Raw genomic sequence first — 17,943 nt, 5'->3', positions numbered from 1 at the left:
CACACCTCTATGCTAGGATATATATAAATAAATATTGGAGGAAGAACGATGACTTCTTTAGATTACAAATCATTTTATGATAAGGTCGGGAAACTAAATGGATGGGATTTCAGCAAATTGAAAACCGTATCAGAAGGAATTGCATGGGACTTTTTCGATGAAGTAGCCAAGCTTTGCAAGAAAACAGATCTATTGCTTGATATCGGCACTGGCGGTGGAGAAGCATTATTGTCCATTGCTGATTCTGCTATGCTTTCAGTAGGAATTGACCTCTCCAGTGGCATGATCGAAACGGCCGCCCATAACCTTCAACAATCCAATAAATCCAACATACGCTTCGTACAAATGGATGCTGAGCAGTTGAATTTCCCTGACAGCTTTTTCAATATCGTTTCTTGCAGACATTCCGGATTCAGTGCAAAAGAAGTAGCAAAAGTATTAGCAGATGATGGTGTATTTCTAACGCAGCAAGTAAGCGAGGGCGACAAAATAAATATTAAAAGTGCGTTTGGAATTGGACAGGCATTCGGGAAAAAGACAGGTACGTTAAAAAATCGATACCTAGAACAATTAAGTGAAGCTGGCTTTACCGATATTCAGTCCTTTGAATTTAATGCTTCCGAATATTATGAAACCGCTGAAGATTTGATATTTCTATTAAAGCACACACCTATCATTCCACACTTCGGAGACAGCGAGATGGACTTTCAAATTCTCCAACAGTTTATTTTGGAAAATAAAACCGAAAAAGGCATTCGCACGAATTCAGAGCGATTCATGATTATAGCTAGGAAGTAATATTGAAATAGCCAGAAAAAAGACCCGAAAGACGATCACTTTTTAACAAAGTGACTATCCTTCGGGTCTTAGATGGTCTGAGGCTGATCATTAAGTCTCTTTTACCACTATTATTTTAAGAAATAGGCTGCAATTGCTGCGATTTCTGCACGCGTTATTGTGTTTTTCGGACGAAGCGTTCCATCCTCGTAGCCTTTAATGACACCAGCCTTAACGAGAGCTGCCGCTGCTTCCTGTGCCCAAACAGAAATCTTACCTCCGTCTGCAAATTTCGGTTCAACAGTGCCCGAAGCTACGGTCAGCTTATCCTTCATTCCTCTGTACAAAATAACGAATGCTTCTTCTCTTGTCATGTCTTGATTCGGTCTAAACGTGCCGTCTTCAAATCCATTGATGATTCCTGCATCTGACAATTCGGTCACAAACTTCGTGTACCATTTGTCAGAGCCCACATCTGTGAATGACAGCGAATCCCCAGTAGAAGCTTTAAGTCCCATCAATCTATAAATGACAGCAGCATACTCCGCTCTGCTCATTCGATTATTCGGCCTGAATGTCCCATCTGGGTAGCCTGTAATAATCTGTTGCTCCGCAAGTCTCGCAATAGCTTCTTTAGCCCAATGCGATTTTATATCTGTAAAGCTAGGTTTTTCGGTAGGATCAGTTGGATCGGTAGGATCAGTCGGCTTCACTTCTGTTCCTCCATTGCCGCCGTTGTTTCCGCCTTCGTTCCCACCAGAACCGCCGGAAGGAACATCACCTGTCGCAAAGCCCCAAATATCTGATAGCGTGTAGCCGCTGTTAGCATCTTCCGCCACTACATACCATTGATAATAATGGTCAGCAGATAGTCCGCCCCACACAGCCGATGCTTCGCTTCCGCTTGCCACTTTCGTCGCCTGTCCAATTTTCTGTTCGGTATAGACCTTTACACTGAAATAATCGGTTGCTACGCGTTTCTCCATTGCGGATAGATCAACATCCATGTCAAACTCATCTTTTCCCGGATACTCAGTTGGATCATAGTAATTATAATCATCCAAGTAAGGGGAATACGTCTTCATATGCACCTTATTATTCTGTATGTCGAATTGCATCAGTCTAATATAACCAAGTCCGCCTTTCTCTGCTCCTTGGTAGTCGGCAAGCATTTGATACACTTTACGATCTGGCACACCGTCGCCATCGTCATCGACTTCGTCAATCAACGTTTCTGCATCATGATAATGACCCGACAGGGTCGCAATAACATTTTTGTTCGGAACAACGACGCGCTCAAAAATTTTGTCCGCAATTGGCGCGCGATTATTAGACACAAGCATATACTCGTGAAAAGCTAATATCGCTTTCCGATCTGGGTGATCCTGCACAACTTGATTGATCCAATCAATCTGTTCATCATTAATATTCCAACCCATATACACGATAATGAAATCCACACCACCAGCAGAGATCAGATCAAAGTGTCCGCGATTATTCTCATAAGAACCGCCATAGGTCGGTTGGTTTTTAAACCGATCTTCCCCATAATGCTTCCAATAATAAGAGTAGTCGCCTGTCTGATGCGAGACGTCATGGTTACCTGCCAATACACCGTATGGTATACCCGAATCATCGAGTACCTTCATGCTTTTATTTGCATTTTGCCATTGGAAATCTTGATCAGCCTTATCGACAATATCACCTGTATGAATAACATATTTGATGTTCATTGCCTTTTGCTGCTCAACAATCCATTCCACATTTTTCTGATAAATTTCCGGATAGCTCTCTGAATAATACTGCGTATCAGACATCCAAATAAATGAGAAGTCATAGTTATCCTGCTTCACAGGCAGCTCATCCTGCACCATCACATTAATTGTTCCGCCGTTATTATAATCGCCTGCTTGAACGGTTGCTCCTAGATCGAAGTCCTCCGTTCCTGCAACCTTATAATCTAGCAGCATCCATCGGTTGTCCTTCATGCTCCAAGCATATAAGCTTACCTTCCTGCCCTCCAGGGAGTTACCTTTCCACTGAATATCGACACGGTCAGTCGCTTTCACTGTCTCATCCAATTTAATAGTAAAGCGATGATACGGGAAGCCATCTACAGAATCATTTACAAGATATTCCCCGTCTGCTGCTTTGATCTTACTGTAGTCAGACTCATTCATATCAGCATCGCCAGCTGGCTTAATTTGCTTCGGAGGCTCGATTTCGGATACCCCTTTGTAGGCTGCAAATCCAGTCTTGCTCGATGCATCATAGTTAAAGCCTTTCATGAAGGTTAGATTCATGATATCTTCCGATGGGTCGCTTGCCTTAACAGTCAATTGAACACTGTTGCTTCCCGAATGGATCCCGCCATTTAGCGGTGAAACCAACTGCGGCTTATCGGGATTCTCATTTGGCACGCTGAAACGAATCGTTCTCTCCGCTTTATTCCCAGCTTTGTCAGTCGCTTCAATAACGAATACATGCTCTCCGCCTTTAAGCTTTCCAGATGCTGTCTCATAAGGCAAGTCGATAGCCGAACCGTCCAGAGTTGCTTTTACAGAGGCCAAGCCTGCAAGGGTATCGGTTACAACCGCATCCAGCTTAATTGTACCGCGATACGTTTGACCATCCTTTAAGCTCGGATCAATAACAGGCGCTGTATTATCAACAGTTACCTTAGCGCTAAGCTCACTGCTTGCACCTTTAACCACAACGGTGTGAATGCCGTCCGCCAGCACTTTCGTATCCCAATTGCTTGCTTTTGCATGCATCTTGTCTGCTGTGATCGGAAAATTAAATTCAACAAATCTCGGTTTTGTTACGGTTGAGTCACCAATTTTTATATCCTTATTCCGGTCCGAATACGCTGGGTCATAGATTGCTGTCCCGTCGGATAGGACTAGCCGGACATTTCTTACTTGAAAGTCATCTCTGTTCTCCTCAGGACGATCATCGAATGGCCCCGTCTTCGTTCCCGCTCGAATCGCAAGCGCATTAACGCCTTCCTTCAGCCTTGAGCTATCAATTGGATAGCTTAGCGTTTCATACGTATTGATAGGATCCATAAAGGTATAAAGGATTTCATTACCTGCAGTTACCGCATTTTTAAAATAGTAATTAACCTCAGCTGCTTCGAATGCAAAATACGCATCATTCTCCAGTGCTCGATATGCATCATTTAACGGATTGCCGTCAACCGTCAACTGGAGTGAATCCGCGCTTGCGCTTTCTGCTGTGCCCTTCAGTATATAAGTGCCTGATACGACATCGCCATCCTTCACATTCAAGCGAAGCTCTGAACGATCCGGTCCTCCTGTTACGGCTACGCGCTTAACATTGGACTTGCTCGTATGCGTGCCGTCAGAAGCTTCAAAATAATACTCAATATACGATTTAGCGATCAGGTTAGGTGATGCTAACGTGTAATGATACATCGTATCGCTATAATCCTGATACAAATAGTGCTTTGTAAATGCTTCATCCGTATTCGTCTTAAAATAAACAGAAACAGATTTGATACCCCGATCGTCTTGCGCATCAGCAATGAGCTCCAAATTGCTTGATTGGTTAATCTCCTCCTTGCCCGTTACATCAGCAAGCGTTGGTGCAATCGTATCCTCCTGGATATCAAGCGGCTCGGAAGGTACTTGAGAAGGATCGATTTTACCTGGCGTCGCATTTTCCACACCAGCGTTGTACTTAATAGCTGTCGTCGTTCCATTTACAGGATATTTATAGAAAATACCCTTGCCCGCAACAACGTCTGTTTTATTGGAACCGTCATAATAAGCCGAGGCGATTTCCATATGTGTATTCGTACCAATTACTACGCCTCTCTTGCTTCCGTTTGCCATGCCATCACTGTAAATTTTGACGATATCCTTGTTTTCCACGAGCTGCGTGCCATAAGAAGCATTGAAATCTGCTACTGTCTGGTTTTTATTTGCACTATTTATGACCCAGAATACCATTGTGCTTTGAGCCGGTATCCGAATGTCCTCTCTATCTGTTGGCCATATTACATCTGCATCCGGCCCAGAGTCAGGGTAACGGTAATAAATTTTATAATCGCTGAAATTGATTTCTTTATTCGTATTGTTGTAAAGCTCGATAAATTCACCGTCATCACTAGATAGACGATTAACACTATCCGGCACAAGCTCTGTTATGAGCAGCGGAGGCACTTTTGATGAATCAAAAGCAGGCAAGCCATCGATAGCAACCGTATAAGTAGAGGTTGTAACGGTATTGTTTTTATCTTTGGCTTGAATATAGTACTGCAGCTCCGGCTCGACCATAGCTGACTTACCGATTAAGCCTTCAAAGTTGAAACCGCCAGCAGAAGAGCTCATGCTGGAAGCCGTAAAAAACTGCTGAGAAATCGTTTTGTAGAAAAGTGTTGCCGTTACGGGATCCGATTTGTCACCGTTTTGGGTCTCTTCGTTCAGGATTTCAGCTGTAATCGCCAGATCACTCTGTACGCTTGCTGACATCATTGGTTTATGGTTAATAACTGGTGGAGTGTTATAAACAGGAAGGGCTATTTGCTCAGCCGTAATGCTTCCAGGCGTTGCCGGCTGCGTACCTGCTCCATCCATCATGATCATTTCTGTTGAACCAAGCGGCAGCGGGATTTTGTAGAAAATCCCTTTATTCTCTTGGGTCTGAGCATCCGTCTGATAGGTTGCCTGGGAGACCAATATCCCGTTGGCATCCGTAATCGCTAGAGATCTCGGTCCTGCGTTGGACATGCCTCCGCTGATGATATTGCCAGCGCTATCCTTCACTGCCTCGAATCGGAACAAATCCGATTCCTCTATCAGGTCAGTGCCATAGTTTTTGTTAAAATCAGCGGCAGTCTGACTGCCGTTTTTGGCATTCATTACCCACAGCACGATTGCTTTTCCAGAAGGAATAATAATGTCTTCTTTTGTGGAAAGCGGCCACGGCGTAATGACTTTATCATTCACGTATTGAATTCCGTAGTCTTTGAAGTTAACATCTGCCTCAGAATTATTATAAACTTCTACAAATTCATAGGCATCCGCTCCTCCAACATTTGCACTGTCTGGAACTAGCTCCGTTATCAATAGCTTTGGCGCCTTCGCTGTTAAACTTTCCATAGCTGTTGCAGATCCCGCCATCGGAACAGAACCAAACAGCAGGCTGCATAGCAATAACCATGCTATGGTTTTCTTGTTTCTTTTCTTCAATTCTTACACCTCTTCTGTCATCTCTTTTTTATGTACTAGATAAGAGTGTATAGCTGAAGTGTACGAGTTACGTTAAATTCATATTAAGATTCCGTAAATAAACAGACTGTATAGACAATAAAAAAACCACATAACGTGTACAACGCTTGCGGCTTCTAAACCGAGATTTTGAATGGCTTGACTCCGTATTTCCTACTTTTCACTAATCGGCATTCCCCAATATTCTCCTCGTTCAATCGTTTTTTGATCCTAGACCAAGGTCGGGTATTCATCCATTCTTTAGACGAATGCCCCACAAGAATAATTAACCTATACTGATGTAAGCATGAATGAGAGAGGAGTTTTCAAATGAAGAAGCAAAGTGCATCAGGAGCTTGGGCCATGTTGGTTATGTCTCTCCCGAAGGGAATTGCGTCATTTGTTATCGCAATTGCGGGTGTATGTGTGAGCTTGCCGTTGATCCTATTGTGGGTTGGCTTGCCTTTACTCACAGCAACTCTTGCAGCCTGTCAGTGGATGATGGGAAAAGAACAACAATTTGTTGACGCGTGGATAGGCGGAGGTCATATGCAACCTCAAAATAATGGACAGCAAAAAATTGCAGGTTGGAACGGTTTACGGTTATTAGGAGATCTTCTCGGACAAGGACGAACCTACCGAGGATTAACATATAGCTTAGCTCAGCTTCCTATAGGAGTAGCAGGGTTTACAACGGCTATCGTTCTAACAGCTACAACCTTTGCTTGCTTGGTTTCACCATTAGCCTATAAGGTAAGCATGTCCTTATTCGATTTTGATCTTTTTGAGTCCGACTCGGTCCTCGTTTTATTTTTCCCAGACATAACTTCTTATGGTCGTTCCTGGTTAGCCTGTGTAATTGGGGTCGTTCTTTTAATCTTGCTCCCGTTTTTGTTACGAATGACAGGTCGTTGGTACGCATCATGGATTCAGCTAATTTCAAAAGACTAATTATGGAGCAAGTATAGCAGCAGCGCCTTCCGTGCTTATTTTTTCAGCGCCGCCTCATACTTCTCAATATAACTTTCCATGGAAATTTTCCTGCAAAGCTCCCCTATCAACGCGTAAGGCAAATCATCTACCTTCTTAAGGCGGATACAGCTTTTCCCCATATCCAGCTTCGTTTTTACATGCTTGGGATATTCCTCTTGAAACCACGCTAGAATAGGCGGATACGTATAAATCCCCATATGGTAAAGAGCAATATAGTTTTTCTGAGAAGCGATGCTTATAAAGGGCAGCGGAGCCTTAGGGTTAACGTGGTACCCTGAAGGATAGAGACGATGAGGCACAACATAACCAATCATGCCGTAAGACATCGTTTCCTCAAAGCCTTCTGGCAGATTCTCTTTAATGACTTGTCTTAACGCTGTCATCGCTTGCTGCCTGTTTTCTGGCAATTGACTTATATATTGTTCCGGACTATTAGCTTCGTATTGCATCTATTATTCCTCCATTTGCGAGTTCCAAAGTTTGGTTTAGTTCAACTATACAACATCCAGTCTTATAAAAAAATTCCCATCATTACGGTGCTAGTATAAATTCTCTAGCACAGCAAAGAAAGACGTGGCTCTCCTCAGCTCACGTCTTTCTTATTCATCGGAATATTTGAACTCTCTCTTGCCGCCTATTCCTTTACAACATTCATTGTTGATGTAGACTTCCTGACAATAAGCTCCGTTTGGAGTGTAATCCGCTGTTTTATTTCCTGTTGGTGCTCGAACTCCTTCAGCAATAAATCGACAGCTGCTGCTCCTAGCTGCTCCATCGGCTGGGCAATGGATGTCAGCTGCGGATCGGTAACTTGGGCAAGTATGGTGTTATCGAAGCTAATAATGGACAGCTCTTCAGGTACTCGAACACCTGCTTCTTTAGCTGCTTGCAATGCACCAACAGCCAGCAAATCATTACAGCAGAATAGTGCTGTAGGACAATCTGATCGTTTCAACAGCTCTGTTGCAAGCCGCTTAGCATCTTCCATTCGGTAGTTGCAGATCAGGATATTCTCGCTTTGCAAGCTTAGTCCTGCTTCCTCCAGCGTCTCCTTAAAGCCTCGAATCCTTTCCCGGCTGCTGCTGATCAAAATGTTCTCCGATAACACAGCCATATTTCTATGACCAAGCTCCAGTAAATGCCCAGCAGCCATCGTTCCGCCAAACCAGTCATCCGCGACAACCGTATGAACGGGCACTGCAGCCACTTCCCTGCCAATGACGACTACAGGCAGACTAGTGCTCACTTTTCGCAAAATCTCCTTGTTATCTATGCCTGTTCCAATAATGACACCGTCTACCCGCTTTTGCTTCAAAAGAGAAATATACCGCTCAACCCGCTCGTCCTTGTTATCCGTACTGCAAATAATGACGCTGTAGCCAAGCTGATGTCCCCGATCCTCTACTGCTCTTGCAACCTCAGCAAAGAAAGGATTCGATATATCAGGAATAAGAAGTCCTAGAGTAAAGGTATGCTTGCCTGTCAGAGCAGAAGCAATGACGCTCGGCTGGTAATTCAGTCTATCCATGATCGCTGTAATTTCCTTACGCCGATCCTCGCTAATTTTCCCTTTGCCATTTATCACTTTGGATACCGTAGCTATCGATACTCCTGCTTCTCTAGCAATATCGTAAATAGTCGCTTTCATCCTGGTCCCTCTCTTAAACAAATCGTCCTATTTTCTTTGTTCTATTATGCTCAGAGAAAGGGATAATTCGCAACTATCAGACCTATTTCTTCATTAACCACTCGTGATCAGGATCATTATAAAATTTCCATGTGCGAGTAGGCCCCGCCATGACATTCAGATAATAGACCTCGTAACCTGCTGGAGCCGATACGGGATGATAGCCCTTCGGTACCAGCACCGCTTGGCCATTCTTAACAGTCAATGTCTCATCGAGTGAACGATCATCCGTATATACTCTTTGAATGGCGAAGCCCTGTTCCGGCTGCACACGGAAATAATAGGTTTCCTCCAGAAGCGATTCGTCTGGCAAATTGTCGCGATCATGCTTATGCGGCGGGTAACTGGACCAGTGCCCTTCCGGCGTAAACACTTCAACGACAAGCAAGCTGTCTGCTGGCTCACGCTCTGGCAATATATTATGAACAAGTCTCTCCATACTGCCGCTGCCGCGCACCTCCACTCCAACTTGCCCAGGAGTGATGATACGTGCGGGATACCCGCCTTTCCCTGGAGCTGTACAGATCGCCAGCTCCGTATCCGTTAAAGCCATATAGTCATACCTATCCCCATTCGGAACATAAACCGAGTAAGGAGGGATTTTTTCGAATACACTCATTCTCTCCCCGATCTCCGTCCACTCTAGCGTCGAAGTGGATATTTTACCTCTGCCGCTCAGCAGGACGAGACAAGCCTCGTCCTCGCCAGTCTCACGGCTCAAGCACTGTCCAGCTTCCAGCTTTACGCTCTGAAAGCCGACATACTGCCAGCCTGCTGATTCAGGAGTCACTGTCAGTACGGTGCCATCTGCTCCCGGTTCGGCTAATACAGGCACAATCAGATTAGAATTCATCCTCTTTTCACACTCCATTTACGGTCTATTTTGCAGCCGTTTCTTCGGTCAAGTATGGTGCTTCAGACAGCTTAACTGGTCTTCCCAGCTTGCTCGACCATTTGGCAGCCAGCGCCATTAGCTCAGCCTGCAGCCCATCAGCACCGTCAACGGGGACGTCACGTCCGTCTGCAATACAGGCAATGAATTGTCTCGTTTCATCCACATAAGCGTCATTGTAACGCTCAAGGAAAAAATGCAGCGGCTTATCGCGGAGAACACCCTCTGCCGTATGAATTTCCGCTGTATTCGGATAATCATTAGCAACGGCAACGCTGCCGCCCGAACCGAATACCTCGACACGCTGATCATAGCCGTATACGGCTTGTCGACTATTATCAATGACTGCTAGCGCGCCGTTCGTGAATCGTATCGTTACGATTGCTGTATCGAAGTCATCGCAACGCTCGAATACAGGATCCACCAATACGCTGCCGCAGGCAAATACCTCTTCAGCCTCACAACCGGATACGTAGCGAGCCATGTCGAAATCATGAATCATCATATCCATAAAGATGCCGCCTGATGACCGTATATAAGCCTCGCTAGGCGGATTCGGGTCACGGGATGTAATTTTAATAAGATGAGGCATCCCAATCTTACCGTCTTCAACCAGCTCATGAACCCGCCGGAAATTATGGTCAAAACGTCGATTAAACCCGACCTGCAGCTTCACTCCTGCCGCTTTTACTGCTTCAAGCGCTTCTCTCGTTTGGGAGATGTCCATGCTGATCGGCTTTTCGCAAAAAATATGCTTCCCAGCCGCTGCTGCTGCTTTGATCAGCGATACATGGGTGTCCGTTGGCGAGCAAATAAACACGACTTGAATCTCTGGATCATGAATCCATTCACTGTTATCCTTCGTGACAATTCCGATACCTCTCTCGTTAGCCCATGCGCGCAGACCGTCGTCCGCGAAAGGATCACTGATTGCTCGCACTTCTGTGTTCGGCAGCCTTCCGATATTATCCGCATGAATCTTGCCGATTCTTCCCGCGCCGATAATGCCAATTTTGATTGTGTTCATCCTCGCTATCCCCTTATCATTTAAATTACCAGCGTGCGGTCACCATTTTTTTGCGCGTGTAGAACTCGACCCCGTCCGTGCCGTTGGCGTGCAAATCGCCGTAAAATGATTTTTTCCAGCCAGAGAAAGGGAAGAAAGCCATCGGTGCCGGCACGCCAAGGTTAATTCCGAGCATACCTGCATCAATCGTTTCGCGGAACTGACGAACGTTGCTACCGTCTTGCGTGAATAAACAAGCGCCATTCGCAAATTCCGATTTATTCGCAAGCGCAATCGCTTTCTCCAGCGTTTCCACTCGAACAACTGCCAGTACAGGCGCAAATATTTCGTCTTCCCATATTTTCATGCTGCTGTTTACCCCATCAAATATAGTCGGGCCAACGAAATACCCTTCCTCCTCCGTCGCTGCATCCTTCCGGCCGTCACGTACGAGAAGTGCGCCTTCCTTCTCTCCAATATCGATGTAGCGCAATGTCCGCTCCTTGTGCTGACTACGGATAACGGGACCAAGAAACGTGCCATCATCCATGCCGTTGCCGATTGTTATGCCGTCAGCCGCTTCTTTTAGCTTAGCGATCAACCTATCAGCCACATCGCCTACAGCTACTACTACCGCGCAAGCCATGCAGCGTTCGCCGGCAGACCCAAATGCTGCGCTTACGATTTGCGTCACCGCTCCATTCAAATCTGCATCCGGCATGACGATGGAATGGTTTTTGGCGCCAGCGAGAGCTTGCACACGTTTACCGTGAGCCGTACCTGTTTTGTATACATATTCCGCTACCGGTTGTGAGCCTACGAACGAGATGCCTTTTACTTCCGGATGCTCCAGCAAACCGTTAACGACATCATGTGCACCGTGCACAACATTCAGCACACCGCTTGGCAGACCTGCTTGTGCAAATAGCTCAGCAAGCCGATTAGCAAGAAGCGGCGTTCTCTCCGAGGGCTTCAACACAAACGTATTGCCGCAAGCAATAGCTAGCGGGAACATCCAGCAAGGCACCATCATTGGAAAATTGAAAGGCGTAATACCTGCTATAATGCCAACCGGATAGCGGTACATGCCCGACTCTAGATTCGATGCGATATCAGGAAGCTGCTTGCCCATCATTAGTGTTGGCGCACCCGCTGCAAATTCCACGCACTCAATGCCGCGCTGCACTTCGCCATATGCTTCGGTGTAGCTCTTGCCGTTCTCAAGTGTAATGATCCGCGCAAGCTCCTCCCAGTTATCTACGAGCAGCTGTTGATACTTAAACAAAACACGCGCTCTTCTCGGTACTGGCGTTCTGCTCCAAGTTTGGAAAGCTGCCTTTGCCGCTTGAACCGCATCGTCCACCTCAGCTTTGGATGAGAGTGGAACATGCCCCAATACTTCCTCTGTAGCCGGATTAAATACAGGTTCACTCGAAGCCGATGAGGACTCTACCCAGCTTCCTCCGATAAAATTTTTAATCGTTTGCGGTTGATTTTGACTCATCATTCATTTCCCCCATTCACTCGCTTTGATTTGTTTCCATAAATTGATGTACTTGCTCCGCTGTAGGCATAGCATCCGAGCAGCTGTGGCTGGAAACCACGATCGCTGCTGCAGCGCTGCCGAATGCCATACTTTTCGCTATCGTCCATTGCTGCATCAGACCGTAAAGGAAGCCAGCCGCATAGGAATCACCTGCTCCGAATGTTTTTACGACATTTGCTTTGAAGCTCTTGGCAGTATGACTGGATCCATCTTTGGCATAAGCAATAGAGCCTTCCTTGCCATGCTTGATGATGACGATATTTGCCCTGTAATGAAACCATTTTGAAGCTGTAATATCGTCACGTCGTTCGGGATTGCTGTCAAACTGCTCCATCATGTCGAATTCCTCACGTGTGCCGAGAATAATATCGCATTTCTCAGCTGCCAGATTATAATAAACAGCAGTCTCTTCTGACGAAGTCCATGTATAAGGTCTGTAATCCAGATCGAATGCAATGATGGCGCCGTGCCTGCGCGCATAATCGAGCGCCTGAAATACCGCTTCACGCGAAGGGCTTTTGGCAAGCGCCGTTCCAGAGATCAGCAGCAGCTTAGCACCAGCAATTACACTCTCCTGTACCTCGCCTGCTTCTAAATTTAGATCCGCCACATTGTCGCGATACATCAGGATGCTGCAGTCGGTTGGACTTTTAATTTCTGTGAATGCGAGACCAGTGACAGCGCCTGTGTGATCCGTCACAACGTTCCCTGTATCGATCCCATTTTGCTCCAAATAACGGACGATGAATCGCCCCATCTGATCATCCGATACTTTGCCGACAAAGCCCGTCTTTAGACCAAGTCTAGCCATTCCGATGCAAATGTTCGCTGGCGATCCGCCCACGTATTTGGTAAAGGTAACGGTGTCCTCCATAGGGCGGTTGATTTCATTGGCGTTCAGATCTATGCATAGCCTTCCGATTGCAACAAAGTCATTGGGTTTATTCGAATCAAAAGCTATTCCATTCATCGTATGCTCCCTTCCGTGCCCTTCTTCTGACACAATGAATTAATGAATTGAAGCGCTCGAAGCGCATACTCATAAGCTGGATGGGTTGCAGGATTCTGCTCGCCTTCCAGCATAGCCCAGCCGTCATAGCCGCGCTCTTGCAGCTCGGCAATGATTGGAGCAAACTGGAGCTGACCGTCTCCCGGAACAGTGAATACGCCTTTTCGAATACAAGTAACAAAGTCAGCATCCTCTGCCCGCGCCTCATCCAGTACCGCTTGGCGAACATCCTTCAAATGAATATAGGCAATCCGATCATAATGCTTGCGAAGTAAAACCAGCGGATCGGCACCGCCATAATGGGCATGCCCTGTATCAAATAACAGGTGGACAAGCGATGGATCCGTTAGCTCCATCAGCCGGTCAATCTCTTGCGGGCTCTCGATAACCGTACCCCCATGATGGTGATAAGTCAGCTTTAAGCCATACTCTCCTGCTATGCGGCCAGCTGCATTCAGCCCCTCAGCAAGTGATTGCCATCCCGCGTCATCGAGTCGCAGCACTTCCTTCTCATTAGGCGTACGGCGCGGATCAAAATGAAGCGAGCCGCCAACCTCCGCCGTACTAATAACCTTACTCCCCATATCGCTTAGAAATTCGGCATGCTTCCGATAAGCCTCCAGCTCCTTCTCACGATACGAAGGATCGGAGAAGAGAACGGATTTCCACTGAGATACGAGCTGAATACCGCGTGATGCCAGCTCTTGTTTGAGCAAAGCCCTATCCTGCGGGTATTTTCTGCCCATTTCGGTGCCCTTTAACCCGAGTCTTCTTATATCATCAAGAATGGTTTCGTATGTGGTGTCCGCTCCATGCTCTCGAACGTCCTCCCCAACCCAGTTGATCGGATGAACTCCGATTTTGAACGCTAATCCTTCCAGCATCTCTCATCCCCCTATCATCGACACTAAATTAATAAAGCTCGCGTGCGCTATGAATGCGCTCCTTCATCTGACCGTGCGCTTTCGTTACTTTTGTGCTCGATGACACTTCCGGGACGCCCACGCGCCACCATGATTCGTAATCCGATGTATTCGTTCCTGGTACAACCTTAATTTCAACCAACGTCGTTACGGTTTCCTTCCGAGCTTGAAGCAGTGCTGCTTGCAGCTCCTCAGCAGTCTGAACCGTATATGCTTTGGCGCCGAGACTCCGTGCATGCGCGGCAAAATCCATCGGCATATAATGACCATCAAGCCGTCCCGACTCCTGATTGCGGTAACGGAACTCATTGCCGAAGCCATCGCTGCCATGTCCTCTCTGCAGGTTGTGAATACACTGGAAGCCATGATTATCGAATAACAGCACCGTTATTTTCGTACCCTCCTGCAGACTCGTCACAAGCTCTGAATGGAGCATCAGATAGCTGCCATCGCCAACGATGGCATAAACATCACGATCCGGCTCCGCCAGTGCCGCACCAAACGCGCCGCTAATTTCATAGCCCATGCAGGAGAAGCCATATTCCATATGATAGGTTCGCGGTTCTGCTGCTCTCCAGATTCGGTGCAAGTCACCAGGCAGACTTCCGGCTGCACAGACGATAACATCGGAGGGCTGCAAGGTTTCATTAATGACTCCTAACGCCCTCGTCTGTGCTAATCCCTCTGCAGATTCAAGCGCATAGAGACGGTCATTCTCCTGTACCCACTCCGCTTTCCGCTCTGCAAGCTCATTCTCAGCATATCCGCTTCGGTAGCCTATTGCGGCTAATGCCAATTGCAGCATCGTAATTCCTTCTTTTGCATCAGCAGTAAGAGATACACCATTTAATTTCGCAGAATCGAAAGCGTTTACATTGAGATTCAAGAACTGTACATCTGGCTTGCCAAAGGCAGATTTGGAAGCGGTCGTGAAATCGGAATACCTCGTTCCAATTCCAATAATCAAATCAGCTTCTTGTGCCAGCCGATTAGAGGCTAGCGTTCCAGTCACGCCAATACCGCCCATATTAAGCGGATGATCCCAAGGCAATACACTTTTCCCCGCTTGCGTTTCTGTTACCGGAATGTTGAATGCATCAGCAAATTCAATGAGCTGTTTGGTGGCATCCGCATAATGTACGCCGCCGCCCGCTACGATAAGAGGTCTGCTTTTGCTTCCAATGAGGTTAACTGCTCTCTGAAGAGCTTCTCGTGAAGGAGGACGTCTGTCGATTACATGCACATGCTTCTCTATGAATGAGACTGGATAATCATAGGCTTCCGCCTGCACATCCTGTGGAAGCGCAAGCGTTACGGCTCCCGTCTCAGCGGGATCAGTAAGCACCCGCATCGCCTGCTGAGCTGCGCTCATCAGCTGCTCCGGACGAATGATTCGATCCCAGTACCGGCTGACTGATCGAAACGCATCAGTTGCCGATATCGTATAGTCGCTTGGTATTTCTAGCTGCTGCAGAACAGGATCGGGCTGTCGACAAGCGAAATTATCTCCTGGAAGCAACAAGACCGGAATGCGGTTTACGGTCGCCGTTGCCGCCGCCGTTACCATATTAAGCGCACCTGGACCAATCGAAGACGTACAAGCATAAATTTGCTTCCGTCCTTTTTGCTTGGCGTAGGCAGCTGCCGCATGGACCATTCCCTGTTCATTTTTTCCTTGAATATAAGTCAGGCTCCCTGCTCCTCGTTCCAACGCCTCGCCGAAGCCCGTCACATTCCCGTGTCCGAATATGCCCATAACCCCTTTTACAAACTTCGTCTCCACTCCATCAATGGATACATACTGATTATCCAAAAATGCAAGAAGTGCTTGCGCCATCGTCAACCGAATCGTCTTCATCCTATTCCCCTTCCTCCATTCACAAGTTAAGCGCTTACCTTATTTCTATTAAATAATCATACAGTTAGAACACTGTATGATTATTTGATAGTCTACATGTTATGCATGAACAAAATAATATTGCTGCTCTCATAAAGGGATTTTCACCTTTAATTCTTACCTCTAAATAATTAAGATTCTGACTAGGTTAAGCGCTTTCCCTAATAATACTAAATACATTGTATTTGAGCAATCGTTTTTTTCCATGCTTCATTATTAATTACTAGGAGACAAGCGAATATTGAATTCCTTATCATAAGGAGTCATTAGATTCACAACTAGTGTTTGACAGTCTTTGGCATAGCTCGTATTACGGATATCCTTCGCAAGATGCTCCTGCGCTCCGCCGTCAATCTCAATCCAATCATCACCGGATTCATAGCGCACGGTACCTTTAGGCCAAAATTGCGCTTCAGTCGTTATGGGAGCAAGAGTCGTGTCCATGAAACTCCCCTCTCCGCCAAATACAAAGGTTACCTGAGCCATCATCTCTTCCGGCTCTGAGGAGTGGATCTGAATTCTCCATCCCGACTCTTGCTCTGTCAGCTGCACTTCAATGAAATGCTTCTGCAAATGAGTAACCTCACGCAGATGGTGAGGCAATAAATACCAAGGACTAATTGCACCGCTGGCCGTCGCTGGCAGACATTCGGTCGGAACAGGACCATAATAGCCTTTGGATTCCGATGCAGACAACAAATAACCTTCATCTATCTTCTCCATATGCCCCATCTTCACGAAGCCTGGTTCGAAGGATGTCGCTATTTGCACGGCTAGCAAACGCGCATTGCCATGACGTAAGGCAAAGAAAGAATTTGTCTCCGTCATAATGGTAACGCTGGTATCTCCTTCACGCTGTCTTACTACTGGCGCTCCAAAATCAGGATGCAGCCTGCTGTGAAATATTTTACCGCCGTGTCCTGCCGCATCCATTCCGCTAAGGAAATGCTGACGGGAAAAATCACGATTGATGACGATGTGATAGCTGCTCGGAAGCTCACCTGTCTCAACTGAACACGCTCGCAGTTGCGGATATAATAAATAACCAATCAAGGCATTGTTGGGCAAGCTGCCCGGATGTTCCGTGGCATTACCAGCAAGTTCAGCAATAGCAGCAAATAATGGATCATGGTCTTCGCATGCCATCAGTCTGCTAACTAGCAAATAGCTCGCCATATCATAGCTTTGACCGAAATCCTGACGTCCGGAATAGTCAGTCACAACTTCTCCGTTAGGATGAACCAAATAGGACATCATTCTCAGGTTTCGTCTAACCGGCTCGAGCAGTCCTACGCGATTGAATAGCTTAGAGGCATGATACAGCATAACATCGCTAACTGCGTTATAAATACCATTGCTCCTCTCTGTCCATTCTCCATCCTCGGTGCAATCTATCCCCTCTGCCAGCCATTGTTCGCCCCTGCTCCAAAGCTTCGGATTTCCAGACAGTTTATACATGAAGCCTATTGCTGCGGTTAATACCCAGCGATGATTCGGTGTGTGACAGCCCCCTGTGAGCAGCGCTGGAATCGTAAGATCCAGAAATAGTCGGATCGCATCCGTAGACTTACGCAGCGGTGCCCATTCATGTTCCGCCAGCAGTTCATACACCTGCGCAAGTCCAACTACGACAAAAGCCGTATCAGGCGGGGAATGTAGATTGGTCCATCCAGGCGATATCGTGCCATCAAGATGCTGGAATCGCAGCATAAACGCAGCACCAAGCTCCAATCGTCTGAGCAGCTCATCATCATGGAAATAGCGTGAATCAGCGTTAATTAGCGCCGCCGCCCATATCGCCATGACCATAGGTGTTCCGCCATGACTAGGCCATGCAATGCCATTCTCAGCATCCTTCACTCCACCGTAATATTTGCTTTGGGAATCCATCACTTGATTTTTCAAACCATCCACTACCCATTTATCATTAACTTCTACCAGCTTGTCGTAAATCCCCATCTCTTTTATCTCGTCTCCTT

Annotated in this window: 12 protein-coding genes; 2 read left to right on the top strand and 10 right to left on the bottom strand. The window is 46.5% G+C overall.

The window, feature by feature from the left end; translation table 11 throughout:
- Positions 1-48: 48 nt before the first annotated feature.
- Positions 49-798: a class I SAM-dependent methyltransferase gene (locus AC0YOD_RS26185; RefSeq protein WP_475802289.1), complete on the top strand. Its 750-nt coding sequence runs from the start codon at positions 49-51 to the stop codon at positions 796-798.
- A 110-nt stretch (positions 799-908) separates the two neighbouring features.
- Here AC0YOD_RS26185 and AC0YOD_RS26180 read toward each other — a convergent pair whose 3' ends face one another.
- Positions 909-5,993 (bottom strand): S-layer homology domain-containing protein, encoded by a 5,085-nt coding sequence (locus AC0YOD_RS26180; protein WP_475802288.1) that lies wholly within the window; start codon positions 5,991-5,993, stop codon positions 909-911.
- Positions 5,994-6,341: 348 nt separating this feature from the next.
- Between AC0YOD_RS26180 and AC0YOD_RS26175 the strand changes: the two genes are divergently transcribed.
- Positions 6,342-6,962 carry a sensor domain-containing protein gene (locus AC0YOD_RS26175; protein ID WP_475802287.1) on the top strand — a complete coding sequence of 207 codons (621 nt, stop codon included), beginning with the start codon at positions 6,342-6,344 and terminating at the stop codon, positions 6,960-6,962.
- Positions 6,963-6,997: 35 nt separating this feature from the next.
- Here AC0YOD_RS26175 and AC0YOD_RS26170 read toward each other — a convergent pair whose 3' ends face one another.
- From AC0YOD_RS26170 to AC0YOD_RS26130, 9 genes are all read right to left on the bottom strand, one after another.
- Positions 6,998-7,453 carry a DUF1801 domain-containing protein gene (locus tag AC0YOD_RS26170; RefSeq protein ID WP_475802286.1) on the bottom strand — a complete coding sequence of 152 codons (456 nt, stop codon included), beginning with the start codon at positions 7,451-7,453 and terminating at the stop codon, positions 6,998-7,000.
- Positions 7,454-7,638: 185 nt separating this feature from the next.
- Complete coding sequence (locus AC0YOD_RS26165) at positions 7,639-8,652, bottom strand: LacI family DNA-binding transcriptional regulator (protein ID WP_475802285.1); 1,014 nt, start codon at positions 8,650-8,652, stop codon at positions 7,639-7,641.
- An 82-nt stretch (positions 8,653-8,734) separates the two neighbouring features.
- Entirely contained in the window at positions 8,735-9,544 is an 810-nt protein-coding gene (iolB, locus tag AC0YOD_RS26160; protein WP_475802284.1) for a 5-deoxy-glucuronate isomerase, read from the bottom strand.
- Between the two features lie 25 nt (positions 9,545-9,569).
- On the bottom strand, positions 9,570-10,610 hold the full coding sequence (gene iolG / locus AC0YOD_RS26155) for an inositol 2-dehydrogenase (protein ID WP_475802283.1): 1,041 nt from the start codon (positions 10,608-10,610) through the stop codon (positions 9,570-9,572).
- Positions 10,611-10,635: 25 nt separating this feature from the next.
- The gene (locus AC0YOD_RS26150; RefSeq protein WP_475802282.1) at positions 10,636-12,093 is read right to left on the bottom strand and encodes a CoA-acylating methylmalonate-semialdehyde dehydrogenase; all 1,458 of its coding nucleotides are present in this window, start codon (positions 12,091-12,093) and stop codon (positions 10,636-10,638) included.
- Positions 12,094-12,109: 16 nt separating this feature from the next.
- Complete coding sequence (gene iolC, locus AC0YOD_RS26145) at positions 12,110-13,105, bottom strand: 5-dehydro-2-deoxygluconokinase (protein WP_475802281.1); 996 nt, start codon at positions 13,103-13,105, stop codon at positions 12,110-12,112.
- On the bottom strand, positions 13,102-14,028 hold the full coding sequence (gene iolE, locus AC0YOD_RS26140; protein ID WP_475802280.1) for a myo-inosose-2 dehydratase: 927 nt from the start codon (positions 14,026-14,028) through the stop codon (positions 13,102-13,104). Before iolE ends, iolC begins: the two co-directional genes overlap by 4 nt.
- 28 nt (positions 14,029-14,056) lie before the next feature.
- Positions 14,057-15,925 (bottom strand): 3D-(3,5/4)-trihydroxycyclohexane-1,2-dione acylhydrolase (decyclizing), encoded by a 1,869-nt coding sequence (gene iolD / locus AC0YOD_RS26135; protein ID WP_475802279.1) that lies wholly within the window; start codon positions 15,923-15,925, stop codon positions 14,057-14,059.
- Positions 15,926-16,180: 255 nt separating this feature from the next.
- Positions 16,181-17,923, bottom strand: coding sequence for a hypothetical protein (locus tag AC0YOD_RS26130; protein ID WP_475802278.1), 1,743 nt, complete (start codon positions 17,921-17,923; stop codon positions 16,181-16,183).
- Positions 17,924-17,943 lie beyond the last annotated feature (20 nt).

The sequence above is a fragment of the Paenibacillus sp. J31P13 genome, assembly GCF_056269295.1.
The sequence above is the reverse complement of the archived record's forward strand: the minus strand, read 5'-3'. Positions and strand labels throughout refer to the sequence as shown.